The sequence below is a fragment of the Janthinobacterium sp. BHSEK genome (assembly GCF_056174685.1).
The window spans coordinates 1-16302 of sequence record NZ_JBWBYV010000059.1; the positions used below are offsets into that span (position 1 = coordinate 1).

At 63.4% G+C, this 16302-nt stretch carries 21 protein-coding genes; 14 read left to right on the forward strand and 7 right to left on the reverse strand.

The features are described from left to right. Positions 1-303 precede the first annotated feature (303 nt). Entirely contained in the window at positions 304-975 is a 672-nt protein-coding gene (locus tag AC0V2Y_RS19930) for a hypothetical protein (RefSeq protein WP_475415065.1), read from the forward strand. A gap of 48 nt (positions 976-1023) precedes the next feature. Continuing rightward, positions 1024-1470 (forward strand): GNAT family N-acetyltransferase, encoded by a 447-nt coding sequence (locus AC0V2Y_RS19935; RefSeq protein ID WP_475415064.1) that lies wholly within the window; start codon positions 1024-1026, stop codon positions 1468-1470. A 58-nt stretch (positions 1471-1528) separates the two neighbouring features. Here the strand turns inward: AC0V2Y_RS19935 and AC0V2Y_RS19940 are convergent, their stop codons facing one another. Next, entirely contained in the window at positions 1529-2221 is a 693-nt protein-coding gene (locus AC0V2Y_RS19940; RefSeq protein WP_092708686.1) for a DUF3334 family protein, read from the reverse strand. 306 nt (positions 2222-2527) lie between these two features. Further along, entirely contained in the window at positions 2528-2785 is a 258-nt protein-coding gene (locus AC0V2Y_RS19945) for a DUF1488 family protein (protein WP_475415063.1), read from the reverse strand. 390 nt (positions 2786-3175) lie between these two features. On the opposite strand from AC0V2Y_RS19945, the gene AC0V2Y_RS19950 reads away from it, so the two are divergent. From AC0V2Y_RS19950 to AC0V2Y_RS19970, 5 genes are all read left to right on the forward strand, one after another. Beyond that, the gene (locus AC0V2Y_RS19950; protein ID WP_475415062.1) at positions 3176-4846 is read left to right on the forward strand and encodes a DUF6138 family protein; all 1671 of its coding nucleotides are present in this window, start codon (positions 3176-3178) and stop codon (positions 4844-4846) included. Positions 4847-4957: 111 nt separating this feature from the next. Next, positions 4958-5647 carry a hypothetical protein gene (locus AC0V2Y_RS19955; protein ID WP_475415061.1) on the forward strand — a complete coding sequence of 230 codons (690 nt, stop codon included), beginning with the start codon at positions 4958-4960 and terminating at the stop codon, positions 5645-5647. Positions 5648-5672: 25 nt separating this feature from the next. After that, positions 5673-5999 (forward strand): hypothetical protein, encoded by a 327-nt coding sequence (locus tag AC0V2Y_RS19960; protein WP_475415060.1) that lies wholly within the window; start codon positions 5673-5675, stop codon positions 5997-5999. Between the two features lie 85 nt (positions 6000-6084). After that, on the forward strand, positions 6085-6726 hold the full coding sequence (locus AC0V2Y_RS19965; RefSeq protein WP_475415059.1) for a hypothetical protein: 642 nt from the start codon (positions 6085-6087) through the stop codon (positions 6724-6726). Between the two features lie 85 nt (positions 6727-6811). Beyond that, a complete protein-coding gene (locus AC0V2Y_RS19970) occupies positions 6812-7681 on the forward strand; it encodes an alpha/beta hydrolase (RefSeq protein ID WP_475415058.1) in 870 nt (289 codons plus the stop codon). A 9-nt stretch (positions 7682-7690) separates the two neighbouring features. Here the strand turns inward: AC0V2Y_RS19970 and AC0V2Y_RS19975 are convergent, their stop codons facing one another. Further along, positions 7691-8584, reverse strand: coding sequence for a LysR substrate-binding domain-containing protein (locus AC0V2Y_RS19975; protein ID WP_475415057.1), 894 nt, complete (start codon positions 8582-8584; stop codon positions 7691-7693). Between the two features lie 169 nt (positions 8585-8753). Here AC0V2Y_RS19975 and AC0V2Y_RS19980 point away from each other — a divergent pair, with 169 nt between their 5' ends. The 6 genes from AC0V2Y_RS19980 to AC0V2Y_RS20005 all read left to right on the forward strand — a co-directional run bounded on the left by AC0V2Y_RS19980 (position 8754) and on the right by AC0V2Y_RS20005 (position 12105). Beyond that, positions 8754-9374, forward strand: a complete 621-nt coding sequence (locus tag AC0V2Y_RS19980) for a LysE family translocator (protein WP_475415056.1) — start codon at positions 8754-8756, stop codon at positions 9372-9374. Between the two features lie 77 nt (positions 9375-9451). Next, positions 9452-10306 (forward strand): undecaprenyl-diphosphate phosphatase, encoded by an 855-nt coding sequence (locus AC0V2Y_RS19985; protein ID WP_475415055.1) that lies wholly within the window; start codon positions 9452-9454, stop codon positions 10304-10306. A gap of 58 nt (positions 10307-10364) precedes the next feature. Next, positions 10365-10934 carry a manganese efflux pump MntP gene (gene mntP / locus AC0V2Y_RS19990; RefSeq protein WP_475415054.1) on the forward strand — a complete coding sequence of 190 codons (570 nt, stop codon included), beginning with the start codon at positions 10365-10367 and terminating at the stop codon, positions 10932-10934. 106 nt (positions 10935-11040) lie between these two features. Further along, the gene (locus AC0V2Y_RS19995) at positions 11041-11247 is read left to right on the forward strand and encodes a hypothetical protein (protein WP_289904861.1); all 207 of its coding nucleotides are present in this window, start codon (positions 11041-11043) and stop codon (positions 11245-11247) included. 233 nt (positions 11248-11480) lie between these two features. After that, complete coding sequence (locus AC0V2Y_RS20000; protein WP_475415053.1) at positions 11481-11786, forward strand: hypothetical protein; 306 nt, start codon at positions 11481-11483, stop codon at positions 11784-11786. 73 nt (positions 11787-11859) lie between these two features. Then, positions 11860-12105, forward strand: coding sequence for a hypothetical protein (locus AC0V2Y_RS20005; protein WP_475415052.1), 246 nt, complete (start codon positions 11860-11862; stop codon positions 12103-12105). Between the two features lie 7 nt (positions 12106-12112). On the opposite strand, the gene AC0V2Y_RS20010 is transcribed toward AC0V2Y_RS20005, so the two are convergent. After that, on the reverse strand, positions 12113-12334 hold the full coding sequence (locus tag AC0V2Y_RS20010) for a hypothetical protein (RefSeq protein WP_475415051.1): 222 nt from the start codon (positions 12332-12334) through the stop codon (positions 12113-12115). 145 nt (positions 12335-12479) lie between these two features. Here AC0V2Y_RS20010 and AC0V2Y_RS20015 point away from each other — a divergent pair, with 145 nt between their 5' ends. Beyond that, entirely contained in the window at positions 12480-13196 is a 717-nt protein-coding gene (locus tag AC0V2Y_RS20015; RefSeq protein WP_475415050.1) for an SOS response-associated peptidase, read from the forward strand. On the opposite strand, the gene AC0V2Y_RS20020 is transcribed toward AC0V2Y_RS20015, so the two are convergent. From AC0V2Y_RS20020 to AC0V2Y_RS20030, 3 genes are read right to left on the reverse strand one after another with little or no spacing between them, the layout of a single operon-like run. Then, complete coding sequence (locus tag AC0V2Y_RS20020) at positions 13193-14371, reverse strand: DUF418 domain-containing protein (RefSeq protein ID WP_475415049.1); 1179 nt, start codon at positions 14369-14371, stop codon at positions 13193-13195. The genes AC0V2Y_RS20015 and AC0V2Y_RS20020 overlap by 4 nt on opposite strands. A gap of 5 nt (positions 14372-14376) precedes the next feature. Beyond that, complete coding sequence (gene ldcA / locus AC0V2Y_RS20025) at positions 14377-15294, reverse strand: muramoyltetrapeptide carboxypeptidase (RefSeq protein ID WP_475415048.1); 918 nt, start codon at positions 15292-15294, stop codon at positions 14377-14379. Between the two features lie 32 nt (positions 15295-15326). Then, positions 15327-16244, reverse strand: a complete 918-nt coding sequence (locus AC0V2Y_RS20030) for an alpha/beta fold hydrolase (RefSeq protein ID WP_475415047.1) — start codon at positions 16242-16244, stop codon at positions 15327-15329. Positions 16245-16302: the final 58 nt, after the last annotated feature.

Below are 16302 nucleotides of genomic sequence, written 5' to 3' on the forward strand. Positions count from 1 at the left end.
CATGGGGGAGTATCACCGATATGCCGACGCTACAGTAATCGATCCCGTTCAACTGATGTCTGGCGGCGACATTATCGTGATCAATCTTGAACAGATATGGCTGTTTGACTCAGAAACGGGAACTATTTTGTCAAAAATACAACGATAAATATTTTTCTCTTCAACAAAGTCCGCGTCGAACTGCAAGACATGGCGCACGCCAGGAAATGTGCAAAACAGCAATCTGATACACAATGCATCTCATTTGTATCTGCGGTCAGGCGCGTCCAAGTCCGCCTGACCGCAAGCATTTCAGGAAATTTCATGCTGAAACACACGGCCTTATCGCTGGCGTTGGCCCTTGCCGGCGCCGCGCCATTCGCCCACGCCCTCGATGGCACAGCCGGGAGCAGCCACTCCGTCGTTTCGCGCATGCAGGCGGAAGCATCGAGCGCGGCCGACCCCGACGCCCCCGCACCGCTGCCCGTGCCCAGCGATATCTCGCTGGCCGAACTGGAGCGCCGCCTGGCGCTGGGCCAGGTGCAGGCCGCCGAAAAACACTATGCCAGCGCGCTCGACCCGGCCGTGCTGACGTCCCTGGCGCAGCAGATGGATTGCCGCGATATCGTCGGCATGCAGCCGTTCGGTTTCCCGCTGGACCAGACGCAGCCCACCGTCCTGAGCGGCGCCCACCTGCTGGCGCGCTGCCCGGACCGCGCTTACGTGACGATCACGGCAATGTCGATGGCGGGCAAGGCGGGCAAGCGCGCCTCCCTCAGCCCGCAGGCGTTCAGGCACACGGTCGATGGCAGGCCCGCGCGGCGCCTGTATTACAAGGCGCCCAACGGCCGTCAGAAGGAATCGCTGACCATTGTCGACGGCAACTATGCGTATGCGCTCGAATACTGGTCGCTCGATGACAGCCAGCACAGCGGCATGGTGGGCATGCGCCGCATGGAAACATTGACGTTGCCGCAACGAAATGGGCAGAAATAATCAGAATACTGTATATTCATACAGTTATCGACTATTTTCCTGTCCGCCATGCCTGCACACCCGCATACCGCCTTGCCGTACACCATTTCCGTCAGCGCCACGCTCGACGCGGAAGTCGAGCAAACCATCCTCGATGGCTTGAATGCCTATAACGATGCCATCACCGGCTATAGCGACAGGCAGGTATTGAGCGTGGTCGTGCGCGACCGCGACAGCCAGCGCGTGCTGGGCGGCGCCATGGGACGGACCTCGCTGGGCCTGCTGTTTCTCGATTTGTTTTATTTGCCCGCCGCCTTGCGGGGCCTGGGACTGGGCAGCCAGGTACTGGCGCAGTTCGAGGAAGAAGGACGCCGGCGCGGCTGCGCCTCGGCGGTGCTGTACACCATCAGTTTCCAGGCGCCCGAATTTTACGAGCGTCGCGGCTGGCGCCGCTTCGGCGAGATTGCCTGCAGTCCCGACGGCACGAGCCGGGTCTTCATGAGCAAGGCCCTGTAGGCTGCATACGGCAGCGGCCGGCGGCAAGATGCCGCCGGCCGCTCTCAGACACCGCTGCTTACATGCCCAGCGATTTGAGCAGGTCGGCGTTGTCGTCGTCTTCCGGTTCCGCCGCAGGGGCCGGGGCGGCATCGCGTTCGCGGTTCGCGTATTCGCTATCCATCAGCGAATCGGCGTCGACTTCGCGCGAATCGAAATCGTGCAGCTTGATGAACTCGGTACGGTCGATCGCCAATTCCAGGTAGAAAATATTGTTCTTTTCCGTGTAGAAGGTGACACGACGCATTTCCGGGCGGTCCAGCGGCGTGTCGACGCTGAGCATCACCTGCTTGTTCAGCACCAGCATCTTCGGCTGGCTCTGGGTGATGTTCGTTTGCAGCTCGCGCCGCACCTTGCCCGTGAAGTCGCCCACGATCTGGTTCATCAGCTCGCCCATGATGTTCGACACTTCGTCCGACGTGTAGAAGCTGGCCAGCTCCGACTTCGGCATACCCATGTGCAACATGTAGCGCTCGTAGATTTCCATCGCCGTATCGGCGGCGAAATTGAGCACCACCAGACCCGTGAAACCGCCATCGAACATGACGAAGCAGCCGATGTCCGGCTTCAGCCCCGTCTTGGTGATGCGCTGCACCATGCCCGAATAATTGACCTTGCTTTGCGTTGCCACGTTGAGCACCCGAACCACCGAGTTGCACAAACTCATCAACAAATCTTCTGTACCGTACACAACATCCTTTTCTGCATCCATGAGCAACCTCTCCTACTATTTTAAAGATGACAGCACCGTTCCCTGCCCGCCGCGCGCCGAAACACGACCGTTTCGCTCAGCAAGCGGACGACTTCACCTTTGCATGCCTGACCTTGCCCGGCAGCGCGCGCCGCGTTGCCGCCGGCTCGAACCGCCCTCTTAACTTTTTCTGTATAGAAATAAGTATCAGATGCGCAGAATACCCAGATGTAACATTTCCGTCCAGCCATACCTGCATTTACTTGACGATCTGTGCGGAAATACCATATCTGGCGCGGGCACGGGCGCCGGCACTGGAAATAGTAACTAAAAATCAAGTGCGCGCAAGACCACGCTGCTGACCAGCAGATCCCGGCTCAGGTAAGCGAAGGCGCGCTGGCCGATGCGCAGGCGGTGGGTATCGAAGATGCGCAGCAGATCGCCGCCCTGCCCCTGCTCCAGGCTGTGCAATGCCGTCGCGGTAATGCGGCAAGTCTTTTCCGCCCCGAAGACGGTCAGATGGAAGCGGATGGCATCGCCCGCCGGCTCAAGCGCGATACTGTCGCGCAAAATTTCATAGGGCATGGCCTGGCACCCCGCTATGCACACGCTCCGCCGGCCCCGGGCACCACCTGGCTGACGGAATGGCCGAACAGCGGCGCTCAAGCTGGGCGCGATTTTTCGCTGGGAATAAATGCATCATGGCGTTTCCGGCAATATCAATGTTCAATAACGGGCAAGCGTAGCGCGATGGCTAGTCAACTACCGTCTGTTACCGTACATATTTAACCGCGCGCCTGCCTGGCGCCGTGCTGGCCATTCCCTGTGCTATCGGCATCAGTCACCTCGCCGCGCCCACCGGACAACCGTGCGCCCCTTGTCCCATCCAGGCCCGGCCACCTAAAATAGTGCTTTATATTAAACATGATCGTGACGGCAACCGACGGCACTGTCGCGCACAAGGCAAGGAAGTCAATGAGCACACTTTTAGAACAGGCAACGACGGAAATGATGGCGGCCGTGGAGGCGTGGTTTGTCGAGCGCCTGAAGCGCACCGACCTGGAAGACGCCGTCAACCGGACCACCTTGCAGATGGGTATCTTCAATGATTTATTACTCGACTACAAACCCGGACGCACCACGGCGGACGATTTCCATCTGACCGATGCCGCCGATGTCGCAACGCGGACGCCATCGCACCTCGATGAAGCCGTCGTGCGCGACAGCATCGCGCCCCAACTCGCTGCCATGGTGCAAGCGAAGCTGGAAACACTGGCCGACACGCCCTTCGTCGATTACCGATTCAGCTTTCGCGGCAAGTTCCGGACGGCGCAGGGCACGCTGCACCTGAACCTGCTCGAGTATGTCAACGAAGGCAAGCGCACAACCTTGCTCGAGCACATACACAACTACGTCACGCAAAAACTCGAGCGCGGCAAGCGGCCGACGAAAAAGCTGGAAACCTTCTTCCTGGCGCGCCACCTGCTCGACCCCCACCTGTTCCCACAACCCGATATCGCCTGGACGATCGCCCAATTCGAGCGCATCGAGCAGCTGAACAAGTCGCGCCCGCAAGCGCTGGCCGAACACCGCAGCGATATCATCCAGGCCGTGTCGGCGTGGGCGGAAAAGCAGTTTCTGCCGCAGTTCTATGACGTGCAGCAATCAAGCTACCGCGCCACCGAATACACCTTGAAAGCGGACGCGGCGCTTGACACGCAGGCGCTGGCGCCCATCGACCTGCTGCTGTATGGCGCAGTGATGATCTTGCGCCACGAACCGAGCTACGCCAAGTCGACGGGCGTCAAATTCCTCGACATCGCGCGCGAGCTGGGCAGCGAACGGGCCGTGCGCATGCTCAAGGAAGGCAGCAGCACTTTCGCGCCCGACGCCATCCACCTGAAAAACGCGCAGCTGGAATGCCGCGCCAACGACGTGTTTGCCACCATCAGCATCGCGATTGCTAAGGAAGAGGAAGGCGCGTATGCGCAGGCGCTGGCCTTCATCACGCATTTGCTGAGCAACGGTTTTCCGAAAAGCTGCCAGATCAAGCTCAAGTCCAAGGTCAAGGCATACCTGCCGATCAAGGGACTGGCGAAATCCGATACGCACCGCTTCTTTGCCAACGCCCTCGCCTATCCCGCCCTGCAGCCGCAGCTGGAAGCGTATGCGCGCGCCGCCATCGAGCAATTCGAGTTCTATGCCGACACGGAAGGCGAAAAGAATTGCATGCCCGGCAGCTATGCCACGTTCGGTCTGGGCTTGCTCGACGCCCGTTATTTCCCGCTGGTGCAGCACTACATGGCCAACGTCGACGAGGAACACCAGTCCGTGCAGGACCAGTTCACGGCGGCCTTTGCTGAAAAGCATGGCGTGACGCGCGATTCCGCTCCCGTGCTGGCCGCGTGCCTGCGCGCCTGTACGGATAACGCCAAGGTCAAGATCCAGGCGGAACTGGAAGAAGTGGAGAAGCTGGAACTGTTCTGCCAGCAACTGCAAGGGCTGGAAGGTTATCTGGTCGAGCACATGCTGTATCCCATCTGGGGCAAGCTGGAAAAACTGGCCACCCTGGCGCGCAAGGCGGACGGACGGCGCAAGGAACTGCTGCTGGCCTTGCTGGAAGCGGCCAGCAAGGCGGACGCCTGAGGTGCGCAACCATCTGTGCGCAACGTTATGACTTTTACCATCTATAATGCGCGCGCCATAGTTGCTATAAAGCATTTTTTGGCGCCTGACATTGAATCGTGGAGAAAATACATGCACCAAACACAAGAAACATCGCGCACTGCCCTGCTGGCGGCAGCCTTGGCTACCGCCGTGGCACTGGCCCAGCCCGCCATCGCCGCGGAAACCGCCGTGGAACTGGCACCCATCGAGGTGGCCAACCTGTACATCAAGACCATCATCAACCAGGATGAAGCGAGCGTCGCCAAGCTCAACGCCTACCTGCGCCCCACCCGCCTGGCGGGCAAGCAGAGCGCCGAATACGCGTCGTACAGCGACCTGAAGGCGGCCGATGCCAAGTTTCCGACGGAAACCGGCAAGCTGATCGCCGACCTGTTCCCCGCCGCCATGCGCGCGGCCGTCACGCCTGCCGCCGAACAGCTGGCCGCGAATGTCATCGCCGCCAAGAATGGCGCCCTATGCCGGGCCACGAAGGCGGCCCCGGTGACGGTGGAAAACGGCATGCAGACGGCTGCCGTCAGCTTCGAATGCCAGGTCGTCAAGGTGCCGGTGGCATGGGCACCTGCCGCCCAGCAACTGGCGAAGAGCGGCTGCAAGGTTGAACAATGCACAGCCGGCCTGCAAAAGATCGCCGCCACCTACACGAGCTCGCCGAAGCAGGCGTGGCGCGCCGTGTTTGCCGTCAGCCGCGAAAAGAACTCGGAAGCCTGGCGCAACGATTTCGCGCGCGAAACCTTCGATGAAATCTGGGAATACCTGTAATCCTCGCCTCGTTTAGAATGGCTGGATGGACAAATTGACACCGGCACCACAGCCCGCGGGCCTGGCCTTGCTGCGCTTGATCGACCCCGAGCATGTGGAAGGCGCGGTGGTCGCGCAAGCGCTGGCGCAAGACTTGCCCGCCCTGCACGCCAGGCAATTGCTGGCGCTGCTGCGCCGGCTGCGGGCCGCGCAATCGAATCAACAGGATTATGCGGGCGCCAGCCCCGCGCAGGCCGAACAGCAGTTCGGCGCCGCCATCGCCGCCGTCAAGGCGGAGCTGGCCACGCGGCCGCACATTCCCAACAAGCAGGAAGCCAGGGCCCTGCGCCAGGCGGCGGCAAAGAAGCGCTGAACGGGCCTGCGGTGCGCGGGCGGGCACGGCCCGCCTTCTATAATCGGTGACGATACCTTGTTTCCCGCACTGAAAGGACTCCCCCATGCCCACACGTTTTTCCCGCCACACAGCCGGCTGCGCCATCGTTGCTTTCTCCGTCCTGGCCGCCATGCAGGCGGCCCATGCCCTGGAAACGGGCCCCATCGACGCGCGCGCTGTGTGGCAGGAGCGCTCGCTGTCGGCCTGCCGCAGCGAACAATCGCCCACGGCGCCCGACGTCTGCCTGCTGCGCACCATGCAGCGCTCGGGCGCCCGTCCGCAAGCCATCGCCGCCGCCAAAATGCTGGTGAAGGCGAACAAGGCGGGCTTCATCTCGGCCTGGCGCCCGCTGGGCAAGGCGGCCCTGGCCACCGTCACCTATCCTTTCCGCGCCAACACGAATGAAGGCAGTCTGCTGATCGGCAGCGATGGCGCCGCCATCGATGTCGACGAAGATGCCGTGCGCGAGGAAGACCGCGCCACGCCCGCCTGGCGCGCGTTTGCCGCCGCCCACCCGGACGCCGTGCCGTTCGCTCCCGCCGACTTCGTCGGCAGCACGGCGACCGCCGATGGCGGCCAGAGCGCACTGTTTTCCACGCCCCTGATCACCTGCCACGCCTGCGCCGAGGATGGCGCCCTGCTGGTTGCCTACACGATCGACAAGGCAGGGATCGTGCGCGAGCGCAAGCTATTGACGATCAAGTAAGCCTGCCTCAAAGATAAGATAGAATTGCTTGATGGCATGTCTATACGAGTACATGCCATCTATCCACTACTTATTACAGGAAACCATGCGCCGCTCTTGCCTTGCACTGCACCTCACCGCCGCCCTGCTGCTGTCCAGCTCCGTCCACCTCGCCACTGCCGCGCCCGCCGCTACGGCTAACGCTGCCGCCAGCGCGGCCACGCCGCTCGTCATCGGCGAAAGTTTCACGATCGACTCGCAGGCGCTGAAGGAACAGCGCCACATCAATGTGTATGTGGCACGCGCCTGGGATACGCCGCCCGACGCGCCGCTGCCCGTGCTGTACATGCCGGACGGCGGTGTGGCCGAAGACTTCTTGCACGTGGCCGGCTTGCTACAGGTGTCGGTAGCCAACGGCACCATGCGCCCGTTCATGCTGGTCGGCATGCAGAACACGCAGCGCCGGCGCGACCTGACGGGGCCGACGGACAGCGCGGCAGACCGCAAGATCGCGCCCGTCGTGGGCGGCTCGCAAGCCTACCGGGCCTTCATCCGCGATGAACTGATGCCGGAAGTCAAACGCCGCTACCGCACGACGGGCGAGACGGCCATCGTCGGCGAATCGCTGGCGGGCCTGTTCGTGGTGGAAACATACCTGCTGGAACCGCAGCTGTTCGACCACTACCTGGCCTTCGACCCCAGCCTGTGGTGGAACCAGGGCGCCCTGCCGCGCCAGGCGGCGGCCCTGCTGGCCAAGGGCAAGCCGGGCAAGCACAGCCTGTACCTGGCGTCCAGCAGCGAAGCGGGCATCGCCGTGGAAGTGGCGCGCCTGGCCGACGTGCTGGCAAAACAGGCGCCGCCCGGCTTGCAATGGCACCAAGAAAAGATGCCGGCCGAAACCCATGGCACCATCTACCATCCGGCAGCGTTAAAAGCGTTCCGCGCCGTGTTCAAGCCGGCCGCCGCGCCCCAGTAAGCAGGACGGCTACGCCACCGGCAGCGCCTGCCCCATCTGCTCGCGCAGCCAGTGCAGCAAGGTGGTGCGACGCGCATCGCCGTCGAACGGCAGCGGCGACAGCAGGAAATAGCCGCTGCCGTCGCGCCGGAAACCCAGGGGCGCGACGAGGCGCCCGCTGTCGAGGTCTTCGCGCGCCATGAAGACGGAGCCGATCGCCACACCCAGGCCGGCGCAAGCGGCTTGCAGACTCAGATAGAAATGCTCGTAAGTCTGGCTGTCGCCGTGGCCGTGGCAACTACTGCCGTCGTCCGTGCCGGCGGCGCGCCAGTGCGCCCAGGCGGCCGGGCGCGACGCCGTGTGCAGCAGGCGTTGCGCGGACAGATCCAGCTTGCCTTGCCGCAGCAGGGCCGGCGCGCACACGGGCGCGATCCATTCGTCGCACACCTTTTCCACATGCAATCCCCCATCCCACGCAAAATCGTTGCGGCGCAGCGCCACGTCCACCGCATCGCGCTGGAACGCCACCGGCCCGCCCGAGGCGAACAGGTGCAACGGCACTTCCGGATGGCGCCGGTAAAAGTCGCCGAGGCGCGGGATCAGCCATTTCATCGCGATCGTCGGCTCGCATGACACCACCAGCGGCGCCTGACGCGCCGGCTGGCGCACCGCATCGAGGGCGGCGTCGAGCCGTTCGAACGCCTGCTGGACTGCATCGCGCAACTGCGCGCCCGGCGCGGTCAGGAAGACGCCGCGGTTGCGGCGTTCGAACAGGGCCGTGCCCAGCGACGTTTCCAGCAGACGGATTTGCCGGCTGACCGCCCCGTGCGTCACGTGCAGCTCGTCCGCCGCCTGGACAAAACTGCCCAGCCTGGCCGCCGCCTCGAAGAAACGCAAGCTGCCGAGTGCTGTCTGTCTGCTCATGATCTGTTATTTTTTCTCACACATATCGGCAAGATATCATCGTTTTTCATCGGCCGCCAGTACACCGATAATGTGTCTTCCGGCCAACGGCACGCGAGCAGGAGTTTGCCCATACAGGCGATGAATACTCACCGATTGCCATGCGGCCGCCACTCCCCGAGGAAGACCTATGATTGCATTGCTTGCCGTTGCATTGATTACCCTGCTGGCCGCCATCGTGCCCGGCCCCGATTTCGCGATGGTCACGCGCAACAGCTATCTGCATGGCCGCCGTGCGGGCCTGCTGGCGGCGCTCGGCATCGCGCTGGGCGTGCAAGTGCACGTGTTCTATACGATGTTTGGCGTAGGACTGATCATCGCCAGTTCACCGGCCTTGTTTACGGTCATCAAGTTTGCCGGCGCCCTGTACCTGATCGTGATCGGCTGGAAGACCTGGGCCAACCGCGCGGGCCTCGTCATCGACCTGCAGGGCGGGGCCCGCGTGCCCCAGCATAAGATTTTGCTCAACGGCTTGCTGACGAATGCCCTGAATCCGAAAACCACCTTGTTTGTCATCAGCACCTACACCCAGGTGGTGCAGCCCGGCACGCCATTGAGTGTGCAGTTCGGCTATGGGCTGTGCATGTCCGCCATCCACCTCGCGTGGTTTGCCCTGGTGGCCATCTTTTTCTCACAAGCAAGCTTTCGTTTGCGCATGATCAGCCGCCAGCGGACCATCGACCGCCTGATCGGCACGCTGCTGATGGCCCTCGGCGTGCTGCTGGCCTGCGCCAACATGGACAAACTGTAATGGCGCGCACGGCTCGGGCACACGCTACGGCGGGTAAAATCGGCGGCCCTGCTTTTCCCGCCTGAGTGCCGTCCGCCATGAGCTTTTTGCAATTATTTATCCTTTCCATCGTCCAGGGCTTCGCCGAGCTGCTGCCCGTATCCAGCTCCGCCCACGTCATCATGGCGGAAAAACTGATGGGGCTGGACCCCACGTCGCCCGAACTGACCATGCTGCTGGTAATGTTGCACACCGGCACCATGTTCGCCGTCATCGTATATTTCTGGAAATCCTGGCGCGCCACGTATTTCAGTTCGGCCAGCGCCTTCCGCAGCAATGTGCTGCTGCTGGTGGCCGCCACGGCCCTGACGGGCATCGTCGGCTTCGGCTTGCTGAAAGGGATTACGCATGTCATGAGCAAGGATGCACCCGGCTTTGAAATCGAGCACCTGTTCGGCAACGCGAAACTGATGGCCGCCGCGCTGGCCGCCGCCGGCGTGCTGATCATCGTCTCCTCGCGCCTGCAGGCGCGCCAGCATGGCACCTTGTCCATCGGCAAGGCGATGGTGATCGGCGCCGTGCAAGGCCTGTGCCTGCCCTTCCGCGGCTTTTCCCGCTCGGGCGCCACCATTTCGGCCGGCATCGCCATGGGCGTGCCGCAGCGCCGCGCCGAAGAATTCAGCTTTGCCCTGGCCGTCGTGCTGACGCCGGCCGTGCTGGCCAAGGAAGGCTGGCGCTTCTACCAGGCCGTGGCAAATGGCAGCCTGGACCATCTTGAACACGGCAACAGCCTGCTGCACCTGCTCGGTCCCAGCCTGCTGGGCATGTTGCTCTCGTTCCTGGCCGGCTTGCTGGCCCTGCGCTGGCTGTCGCGCTGGCTGGAACAGGGCCGCTGGCATTTCTTTGGCGCCTATTGCCTGTTGACCTCGTTGGTGGTGCTGTACGTAGGGTAGAATCGCCGGGTTTCTAGTTTATACATACATCCCAGCCAGGTTTCACTGAAAGCCAACGATGAATTTCGCCGCCACCGCCGCCCTCTCCCTTGCCATGTCCACCGATGCCTTCGCGGCCGCCGTCGGCAAGGGTGCCGCCCTGCACAAGCCGCAATGGCGCGAGGCGCTGCGCACGGGGCTGATCTTTGGCGTCATCGAAGCGATCACGCCCATCATCGGCTGGGCCCTGGGCAGCGTGGCCGCGCCCTACGTGGAAGCGTGGGATCACTGGATCGCCTTCAGCCTGCTGGGCATCATCGGCTTGCTGATGATACGCAACGCCCTGTCCGACGCCGACGAGGAAGAAGCCCCAGCCCAGTCGCACTCGTTCTGGGTGCTGGCCGTCACGGGCCTGGCCACCAGCATCGACGCCATGGTCGTGGGCGCGGGCCTGGCCTTGCTGGGCGCCAACATCGTCGTCACGGCCGCCGCCATCGGCTTTTCCACCTTCGTCATGGTGACGCTGGGCGTGATGCTGGGCCGCGTGCTGGGCACCATCGCGGGCCGGCGCGCCGAACTGGTGGGCGGCATGGTGCTGATCGTCATCGGTTGCGTGATCCTGTACGAGCATATCGGCCATCCGGCCTGACGAGGGGGCGACCAACAGGCGCGCACGGCACCAGCGCCGGCGTGGGCGGCGGCGCGCTTTGTGCTACATTCCATACTCTGCATTCCTGTCTCGCAAGGTGACCATCATGGAAACTCTGGAGCTGCTTTTTGCCTCGCTGGTGCGCGAAACGGCCGAATCGATACGCGACCACCACGTCCCTTTTGCCATCAAACACGACGAGCGCGCCTATTTCGAGTGGATGGATGGGCACCCGATCGATGGCTACATCCAGGAAGCGTATCGCGAGATCGAGGAAACAGCCCAACAGATCCGCGCCATTCGCGCTGGGTGAGGACGCTTGCCGCAAGCTACTGCGCGGGGGGCTTTGCGGCTGGCGATGCTCACCGCACCAAAGTGCGGTTGCGCTTCTCAGCCACACATCCCCTCCGCTCGCTACGCTTGCAGCAAGTGTCGATACGCTAGTTGAATGCGTTCAAGGGACGTATTGATACAAATCAAACACTCTGCTGTTCGATACGCGTGGCATGGTCTGGCCCATGACAATCAGGTCTGGAGGCGGGAGACATGGATCAGGAACAAAAACATCAGATCAGGGGTTATGAGTTTCATGTGGCGGGGGCGCTGGAGAAGGATGGGCGCTACCGGGGCATGATCTTGATCAGCAAGCGCGGCGATACCCTGCAGGTGTACGCCAAGCCCGTGCTGATTGAAACGCCGAGCAGTTTCAAGTCCGTGCATGCGGCCTTGATCGAGGCATCGGCGTATGCCCAGGAACTCATCTATAACGGCGCCATCAAGGCGCTGCTGCCGGCCGACGGGCCACTGGCCGGAAAACAGGCGCCGCAGCCGCCGGACTTCGTCGGCAACTGACGCTGGCAAGCGCATCCGGCCATCCAGGGTGGCGCGTATAATGACGCGCTTTCCCGGATGGAAACTCAACACCATGGAATTTGTGAATTTACCGCTCGTCTTCCTGGTCGGCTGCGCGCTGATCGCCTTGCTGGCCAAGAAAAATGGCTACTCGTGGTACCTGTTTTTCTTCGTGATTGCCGTGCCCGCTCCCCTGTTGCTGCTGGCCTTGCCCCATGTGCTGGGCGTGAAAGCCGCGTCGCTGACCTCCGTACGGCTGGGCGCGGTGCTGCTGTTCCCGCTCGCGGGCTTGCTGCTGGCCCTGCGGGGCAAGCGCTAAGGCCGGTTCAACGCACAGGCACCCCGTCGGCCAGGCGCCAGCCTATCGACAAGGCCACTTGCTGCGCTTCTTTTTCGTTGCTGCAATCATCGTAATCGCAGGTGTCCGCATACGCGCCGCACGCCTGGTTCTGGCTGATGTACGAGCCGACCCAGCGGCCATCGCGGCGCTGGCTGGCCGTGGCGCTGATGGTAAAGCCTTTGTGGATGGTGGGGTTTTCAAAAGACATAATTCCTCCGATGCAAAAATAGCGTCAGGGATCTGACTGGATTCCACTGTGCGCCACATGCCGCCACCAGTCTGTACGTTTGATCACACTCACGAAAAGGACGCACGCGCGCTCGTGCCACATGACGATCGGGTATGATTTCAGCATGTGTGGACGATTCGATCAAAATGACACGGCGCGCGTGCTGGCGTCATCCTTCGGCTGGACGGACGCGGTGTTCGACAGCGAGGCCGAGCCGCACCTGAACGTCTCGCCCGGCACGTACCGGCCCGTGCTGCATATCCAGGATGGCGTGCAGCGGGTCGACGACGTCTTCTGGGGCTACCGCCCCGCCTGGGCCGCGCAAGCCGTGCCCGCCCCCGGCAAGAAAAAAATCCCCATCGCCATCAATGCCCGGCTGGAAAAACTCGCCGGCGCCTACTGGAAACCCTTGCTGCGCGCGGGGCGCGGCATCGTCTGCGTCGATGGCTGGTATGAATGGACGGGCGAAAAAGGCAGCAAGCAGCCGTGGCACATCCACCGCAAGGACCGCGCGCCCCTGTTCCTGCTGGCGCTGGCCCAGTTCGGGCCGTACAAATTCAACCGCGAGGAAGCGGGTTTCGTGCTGGTGACGGCCGACAGCCTGGGCGGCATGGTCGATATCCACGACCGCCGCCCCGTCGCCGTCAACCTGGAAGACGCGCACCGCTGGCTGGACCCTGCCTTGACGCCCGAGCAGGCGCTGCACCTGGCGCGCACCTGCATGCTCGACGCGGACTTGTTCGAGTGGCATGCCGTCGATAATCCCCTCGTGCCGTCGGCCAAACCCAGGGCACCGCCGCCGGCGTCGCCGCAAGGCGCCTTCGACTGGGGATCGGATTAAGGCAAGCGCGCCAGCCGGCGCCACAGCGCTTCCATCGGCCCCTGGCGGAAGTGCCGCAGCCAGTAGCGGCTGAGCAGCACCTGCCCCATCATGATGATGAGCGCCAGGCCCAGCATCTCGGCGGGACGCAGTGTCGCGCCCCAGGCCAGGCCAGGCCCCTGCAGCAGCCAGGTGCCGAGCAAGGATTGCAGCAGATAATTGCTCAGCGCCATGCGCCCCACGGGCGCCAGCCATGCGCCTAGCCAACGCAGCAGGAAGGGCCCTGCCAGCATCAGCGCCGCCACATAGCCGGCCGCCAGCACGGGACCGCCGGCGAACAGGCCCACTTCGAACAGGGCCGTATCGAACACTTGCTGATACGGATCGGCCACCTGCCACGCGACGGCTCCCGCCGCCAGCAGGTTGAACGGCAAGCCCACGCCCAGGCCCACGGCACGCACGCGCCGCCACACGCGCTGGTGACGCCGCGGCCGCGTCAGCCAGCCGAGGCGCACGGACAAGATGCCCAGCAGGAACAGCACGATGATATGCGGCAGCATGACGGCGGCGTACAGCAAGGAGACGAGGAAATCGTTGGCGCGCAGCCTGGCCACGGCCCACACACTGCCTTGCGTGTAGGTCGCGTAGCGGGTGGCGAAGTTTTGCAAGTCATGCGCCGTGTCCGGCGCGCCGCCCTGCTGGCCCACGGGAATGAGCAAACACATGAACAGCAGAAAACCGGCCGCCACCAGCCAGGCGCGGTTGCGTATGCGGCTCAGTTTGGCCGCTGCCAGCGGCAGGACCAGCATGCCGGCCACCGCATACGAGGTCAGCACGTCGCCGCTCCAGATGCAAAAACCGTGCAGCAGGCCGAACACGAGCAGCCAGCGCAAACGGCGCCGGTAGGCCGCTTGCGCCGCTTCCCAGCTGCCCAGCTGGCGTTGCAGGGAACGTGTCTGCAGGGCAAATCCGGCACCGAACAGGAACGCGAAGATGGGATAGAACTTGAACTGCGCCAGCGCCGCCACGCCGAAAATGACGAGCTGGTCGAGCACGGGCGGCTGCGCCGGCAAGGTGCCATAGCGCAAGGACAGCGTGCCCCAGGCAAAACCCCAGATATTCACCAGCAAGATGCCAAACACGGCGATGCCGCGCAGCACGTCGAGCTGCAGCAACCTGCCGGGTTTGGCGCTCACGGAGTTCAGGGGCGCGCCAGGGTCGGGTAATCGCTGACCTGCAGGCGGAAACCGGACGCATCCGATTGCAGCCGCGCCTGGCCGCCGAACGGCAAGGTGACCCGCCGGCGGATGTGGCCGAATTCGAGCCCCGTCAGCACGGGCACGGGCAGGCGCTGGCGCACGTAAGCCAGCATGGCGTCGAAATCGTAGCCCCTGTCCATGGGGCTCAATTTATAGGCGGAAAAGTCGCCGAGCACGACCGCATGCTGGCGTTCGAACACGCCCGCATGCAGCAATTGCAGCAGCATGCGCTCGACCCGGTACGGGTGCTCGTTGACGTCTTCCAGGAACAGGATGCCGCCATCGACCTGCGGGAAATACGGCGTGCCGAGCAGATGCACGAGCATGGCCAGGTTGCCGCCCCACAAGGTGCCCACTGCCTCAAGCCGCGGATTGTCCGCCGCCGTGCCCGTGACCGTGTGCGTGGGTCCGGCCAGGCACGACCACAGCTGGTCGAGCGTAAATTGCTCGGGTTCGTCGCGCGTAAAATCATCACAGACCATGGGACCGGCAAAGCTGGCGCGGCCCGTTTTCGCCAGCAAGCCCATGTGGAAGGCAGTAAAATCGCTGTAGCCGACGAACAGCTTGCGGCTGGCGGCCATGGCGGTAAAGTCGATGTCGGGCAGGATGCGGCTGATGCCGTAGCTGCCGCGCAAGGCGAGCACCACCTGCACGTCCGGGTCGGCGGCTGCCGCGTTGAGCTGCGCCAGGCGGCCCGCATCCGTGCCGCCGAAGCGCTGGAAGGTGTGTTCGGGATCGTAATAATTGTGGACGGTGGCGCCTTGCGCCTGCAGGCGGGCGATGCCGCGCGCCACGGCCGCGTCATCGGGCGCGCAACCGCCGGGCGCCACGATGGCGATGCCAATTTCAGGTGTCTTCAAAATGCCCGTGCCTTCAAAAGTGGTGGGCGCGCCTAGGCCGGCTGGGAGCGCATCTGGGGCGCCATCTTACCTTGCAGATGCACATCGATCAAGGCGAGCAGGCGCTCGATCAGCTGGGGCGGCATGTCGTGCCCCATGCCTTCGATCACTTCGAGCGTGGCGCCCGGGATCAGCGCCGCCGTATCGATGCCGCAGGCGACGGGGATCAGGGGATCGGCCGCACCATGGATCACCAGCGCCGGGCAGCTGATACTGGGCAACAAGGCCGTGCGTTCGCCCGAGGCGGCAATGGCCACCATCTGCCGCGCCACGCCTTCGGGGCAGCTGCCCCGCTCCAGCGCCGCCTCGATGCGCTGGTACAACAGTTTTTCCGACACAGGATAGGCGGGACTGCCGATGACGCGCACGGTGGCCGCCATGTGCGCCATCATTTCGGCGCGGCTGGCATTGCGTTTCGGACGTTGCAGCAAGGCATTGCGCGCGGCCCGCGTGGGACCGGGCAAGCCGCGCCGGCCGCTGCTCGACATGATGGAAGTCAAACTGAGCACTTGCTGCGGCGCGCGCGCCGCCATCACTTGCGCGATCATGCCGCCCATCGACACGCCGATCACATGCGCCTGGGCAATGCGCAAGGCCGCCAGCAAACCCAGCGCGTCGTCCGCCATGTCATTCAAGGTGTAGGAAGTTTTCAGGGGCCAGCCCAGCAGGTTTTTCACGTAGGCCAGCGGCAGATACGGTTTGCCCGCCTGCGCCATCTTGCTCGACAGGCCGCTGTCGCGGTTATCGAAGCGCAGGACGCGAAAGCCTTGCTCGACAATGCCTTCGACGAAGTCCGCCGGCCAGGCGATCAGCTGCATGCCCAGACCCATGACCAGCAGCACGCACGGATCGTTGGGGTCGCCGTGGCTTTCATAAGCTATGTTGAGGCCGTTCGCCATGATGGTTGCCATGATTGCCTCTCTTCAGGAACCAGCACGCAGACACGATCGCTGCGGCCTTGCAATCAGC

Excerpts from the sequence above, each read along its gene's own strand:
- AC0V2Y_RS19930 (WP_475415065.1), top strand. The coding sequence starts at position 304 with ATGCTGAAACACACGGCCTTATCGCTGGCGTTGGCCCTTGCCGGCGCC.
- AC0V2Y_RS19935 (WP_475415064.1), top strand. The coding sequence starts at position 1,024 with ATGCCTGCACACCCGCATACCGCCTTGCCGTACACCATTTCCGTCAGC.
- AC0V2Y_RS19940 (WP_092708686.1), bottom strand. The coding sequence starts at position 2,221 with ATGGATGCAGAAAAGGATGTTGTGTACGGTACAGAAGATTTGTTGATG.
- AC0V2Y_RS19945 (WP_475415063.1), bottom strand. The coding sequence starts at position 2,785 with ATGCCCTATGAAATTTTGCGCGACAGTATCGCGCTTGAGCCGGCGGGC.
- AC0V2Y_RS19950 (WP_475415062.1), top strand. The coding sequence starts at position 3,176 with ATGAGCACACTTTTAGAACAGGCAACGACGGAAATGATGGCGGCCGTG.
- AC0V2Y_RS19955 (WP_475415061.1), top strand. The coding sequence starts at position 4,958 with ATGCACCAAACACAAGAAACATCGCGCACTGCCCTGCTGGCGGCAGCC.
- AC0V2Y_RS19960 (WP_475415060.1), top strand. The coding sequence starts at position 5,673 with ATGGACAAATTGACACCGGCACCACAGCCCGCGGGCCTGGCCTTGCTG.
- AC0V2Y_RS19965 (WP_475415059.1), top strand. The coding sequence starts at position 6,085 with ATGCCCACACGTTTTTCCCGCCACACAGCCGGCTGCGCCATCGTTGCT.
- AC0V2Y_RS19970 (WP_475415058.1), top strand. The coding sequence starts at position 6,812 with ATGCGCCGCTCTTGCCTTGCACTGCACCTCACCGCCGCCCTGCTGCTG.
- AC0V2Y_RS19975 (WP_475415057.1), bottom strand. The coding sequence starts at position 8,584 with ATGAGCAGACAGACAGCACTCGGCAGCTTGCGTTTCTTCGAGGCGGCG.
- AC0V2Y_RS19980 (WP_475415056.1), top strand. The coding sequence starts at position 8,754 with ATGATTGCATTGCTTGCCGTTGCATTGATTACCCTGCTGGCCGCCATC.
- AC0V2Y_RS19985 (WP_475415055.1), top strand. The coding sequence starts at position 9,452 with ATGAGCTTTTTGCAATTATTTATCCTTTCCATCGTCCAGGGCTTCGCC.
- mntP (WP_475415054.1), top strand. The coding sequence starts at position 10,365 with ATGAATTTCGCCGCCACCGCCGCCCTCTCCCTTGCCATGTCCACCGAT.
- AC0V2Y_RS19995 (WP_289904861.1), top strand. The coding sequence starts at position 11,041 with ATGGAAACTCTGGAGCTGCTTTTTGCCTCGCTGGTGCGCGAAACGGCC.
- AC0V2Y_RS20000 (WP_475415053.1), top strand. The coding sequence starts at position 11,481 with ATGGATCAGGAACAAAAACATCAGATCAGGGGTTATGAGTTTCATGTG.
- AC0V2Y_RS20005 (WP_475415052.1), top strand. The coding sequence starts at position 11,860 with ATGGAATTTGTGAATTTACCGCTCGTCTTCCTGGTCGGCTGCGCGCTG.
- AC0V2Y_RS20010 (WP_475415051.1), bottom strand. The coding sequence starts at position 12,334 with ATGTCTTTTGAAAACCCCACCATCCACAAAGGCTTTACCATCAGCGCC.
- AC0V2Y_RS20015 (WP_475415050.1), top strand. The coding sequence starts at position 12,480 with ATGTGTGGACGATTCGATCAAAATGACACGGCGCGCGTGCTGGCGTCA.
- AC0V2Y_RS20030 (WP_475415047.1), bottom strand. The coding sequence starts at position 16,244 with ATGGCAACCATCATGGCGAACGGCCTCAACATAGCTTATGAAAGCCAC.